Source organism: Gammaproteobacteria bacterium (assembly GCA_013003425.1).
Classification (GTDB): Bacteria; Pseudomonadota; Gammaproteobacteria; order Steroidobacterales; family JABDKV01; genus JABDJB01.
Map to the genome: position 1 here is coordinate 1 of JABDJB010000015.1, position 3,969 is coordinate 3,969.

The window sequence follows — 3,969 nt, forward strand, 5'->3', positions numbered from 1 at the left end:
ACGCAGTTCGGTACCGCAGGCGGCAACGAAGACGGCATTGTCGACGTACAGGCCGGCAACACCATCGTCGCCAGCTATGACGACGCGCGAACCGGTACCGGCGGACCCGGCACAGTGTCCGATAACAGCTCAGTCAGCGGGGGCTTTGACGGCGCCATTACTTTGTCGCCCGCCAGTATCGAGCCTGGTGACGCGTTGTTTATTACCGTTACCGATACTGACCTGGACACCAACCCGGGTGTCGCCGAGACTGTCGACGTCACTGTTACCGACGGGACCGAAACTGAAACGGTGACGCTGGACGAGACCGGGCTGAACACCGGCATTTTCAGCAATTCATTGCCCTCGCAGCTCGGAGCCGCCGGCGCCGACCAGGACGGCATTCTCGACGTGCAGGATGGTGACACCGTCAGCGCCAGCTACGACGACGCCCTGCGCAGCAACGGTGGCACGGCAACCGTCAGCGACAACATAGCTGTCCTGACCCCGGGCAATGATTTTGACAACGACGGTATTGGCGACGCCACTGAAGCCCTGCTCACCGGCGCTATTGGCGCATCCCAGGATGCGCTGTACTTCGTCGATCCGGACCCTTCGATCACCGTGCGTGACGGCATCACCTGGGCCACGGCCTTCGAGGATCTGGAACAGCTGGCGGCGGCGCTGGGCGGTACTATTCCAGCCGGTTCAACGCCGACCAACATGACCTACGTGGCCATCGCCGACACCCGTGGCTACCCGGCTACCCTCGGCGACCCGAACCGCTGGAAGATACCGCTGGCCAGCGGTACCTGCAGCAACATTGCCTTCATCGGTTCAATCGTCGATCCGCAGGTTGATCCCGACCCGGCGACCGGCATCATCACCGAACTCAACGCGCCGAATGCGCAGGTTCTCAGCGCCAATAACTGCAGCAACCTGCAGTTCCACTACGTCCGTTTCCGCGACAGCGGTGGCCCGGGTGTCGCCACTGGCGGTGCCATACGCCTGACAAACGGCAACGTGGTATTCGACACGGTGCGCTTTGACAACAACGAGGCAACCCAGGGTGGTGGCGCTCTCCACCTTGGCAACGCTATTGGCTCCAGCGTGGTCCGCTACAGCGAATTCGAAAACAACGACGTCGACAGCGCCGCCGGTATCGGCGGCGGTGCTGTACACCTGGCAAACAACGCCGACCTGCTGGTCGAGGACAGCAGATTTATAGGCAATGGCGCCGAGGTGGGCTCCGGTGGTGCCATCTATGCCGTGCAGAATGCCGATTTGTCGATTACCCGCAGCCTGTTCGCGGGCAATGATGCCACGCGCCGCGGCGGCGCTGTCTTCATGGAGCGCAACAATGTCTCCGGGCCGTCGGTTATTGATCACTCGACGTTCAGCGGTAACTCGGCCGATATCGAGGGCGGCGCAGCTTACTACTTCTGCAACGTGTTTACTCCGCCGGTGCGCTTTTTCAATAACCTGGTCTCAGGCAACGGGGCGCCGCGCGGCGGTGCGATTGCAATCGACGACTGCGACGCCATCCAGTTCGACAACAACACCTTCGTGCTCAACCAGGCGGAAAACCTCTCCGGTGGCGGCGCCTTTCACATTGATACCGTGTCGCTGGCTGCGCCCAATTTCCGCCCGATGCCGGAAATCTATGACAACATATTCTTTGCCAACATAGACGCCGGCGGCGTGTCCGCCTACTCGATTAACAACCTCAGCGCATGGGGCGCGCAGGAGTCGCACGAAAACCTGATGGACGATCCGGCTTCGGCTTCGACCAAGGACACCGTGATGGTCGACCACCTGCTCGAGTTCGATGTGGCATGGTACCTCGACCAGGTCACCTCATCGGCGCTCAATCTCAGCCAGGCCAATGCCAGCAATGCCAACAAGTACGGCGCGACACCCAACCGCACGACGGATCGCACTGGCGCAGCCGACGCTGCCAAGGCCGATGCCGGCTACCACTATGAGACCGCCTACCCGGGCGATGCAGTCAGCGTGACCAGCGCATCGACGCTGATCGGGAACAATGGTCTGCGCGGCCAGGATATCCGGGTGACACTGCTCGATGGCGGCGGCCTGCCGCTGACCGGCGGCTACCGGGTTGCCTTCGAAGTCGATGCGGTCAATCCGCCGCTAACGATCAAACAACCCTCGCTGGCACAGGATCCGCTGGTGCCCGTGGCGCACTATGCCGGCACCGACCTGGGCAACGGCGAGTACCTGTTCGTTGTCAGCACCGACGGTGTGCCGGGGCCGGACACCTACACCGTGCATGTATGGGTCGACGGCATCGCGGTCGGCACGGTGGTCGTGCCAATCAACCCCTGATCGCCGCCACCCGACCGGCTGCGGATACACAGTATCGGCAAATGCCTATAGCCGTGGCCCCCACGGCTCCTTAAACTACGCGCCGGCGCTCAACTGCGTATCGGGAGGCTTTGCGCGTGGGAAACGAGAGTTATAACGACAAGGTGGTGCGGCAGTTTACCCTGGCAACCATCCTGTGGGGCGTGGTGGGCATGGCCGTTGGCGTGCTGATCGCGGCCCAGCTGCTGTGGCCGGCGCTGAATTTCGACCTGCAGTGGATCACCTATGCCCGGCTGCGGCCACTGCACACCAATGCCGTCATTTTTGCCTTCGGCGGCTCGGCGCTGATGGGCACGTCTTTCTATATCGTCCAGCGCACCTGCCACGTGCGGCTGTTCTCCGACAGGCTCGCGTCATTCGTGTTCTGGGGCTGGCAGACGGTCATTGTGCTGGTTGCAATCACCCTGCCGTTAGGGATAACCCAGAGCAAGGAATATGCCGAGGCCGAGTGGCCCATTGATATTCTTATTACCCTGGTGTGGGTAGCTTATGCGGTGGTTTTCTTCGGCACCATCGCCCGGCGCCGGGTGCGGCACATCTATGTCGCCAACTGGTTTTACGCAGCGTTCATTATTACCGTGGCGGTGCTGCACATTTTCAACAACCTGGTCATCCCGGTCGGGCTGTGGAAGTCCTACCCGATCTACTCCGGCACCGTCGATGCCATGGTGCAGTGGTGGTACGGCCACAATGCCGTGGGCTTCTTCCTGACCGCCGGCTTCCTCGGCATGATGTATTACTTCATCCCGAAGCAGGCCAACCGGCCAATCTATTCGTATCGCCTGTCGATCGTGCATTTCTGGGCGCTTATATCGGTCTACATGTGGGCCGGGCCGCATCACCTGCATTACACCTCGCTGCCCGACTGGGCACAGTCGCTGGGCATGGTGTTCTCGCTGATCCTGCTGGCGCCGTCCTGGGGTGGCATGATCAACGGCGTCATGACGCTGTCCGGCGCCTGGCACAAGCTGCGCACTGACCCGATCCTTAAGTTTCTCGTTGTATCACTGTCGTTCTACGGCATGTCGACCTTTGAAGGACCGATGATGTCGATCAAGACGGTCAATGCGCTGTCACATTACACTGACTGGACCATCGGCCATGTTCACTCCGGCGCGCTGGGCTGGGTCGCGATGATCTCCATTGGTTCGATTTATGCGCTGCTGCCGAAACTGTATAACGCAAAAAAGATGTACAGCACCGCAGCAATTGACCTGCACTTCTGGGTATCGACCATCGGCGTCGTGCTGTATATCGCTTCGATGTGGATCGCCGGCGTCATGCAGGGCCTGATGTGGCGGGCGGAAAACGATGACGGCACGCTCAGCTACAGCTTCATCGAAAGCCTCGAGGCGACTTACCCGTTTTACGCTATCCGGCTACTGGGTGGTGCGCTGTTCCTCGCCGGCATGTTCATCATGGTGTGGAACTGCTGGCACACCGTGCGTGCCGGTGACAGCAAAGTCGCCGTGCCGGTCATGCCCGCCAGCGAGACCACCTGAGGATTATGGCGATGGACCACAAAAAACTGGAAAAGAATATCGCCCTGATGGGCGTTAGCATTGCGCTGGTCATCAGCGTGGCCGGACTGGTGGAGCTGGTGCC

2 protein-coding genes are annotated in these 3,969 nt (G+C 60.9%); both read left to right on the plus strand.

All coding sequences use genetic code 11. From position 1 onward, the window contains the following. Positions 1-2,325: right-handed parallel beta-helix repeat-containing protein (locus tag HKN06_02695; protein NNF60220.1), on the plus strand; the 2,325-nt coding region annotated here is incomplete at its 5' end. Between the two features lie 110 nt (positions 2,326-2,435). Then, positions 2,436-3,866, plus strand: coding sequence for a cytochrome-c oxidase, cbb3-type subunit I (ccoN, locus tag HKN06_02700; protein NNF60221.1), 1,431 nt, complete (start codon positions 2,436-2,438; stop codon positions 3,864-3,866). The last annotated feature ends 103 nt before the right edge of the window (positions 3,867-3,969 follow it).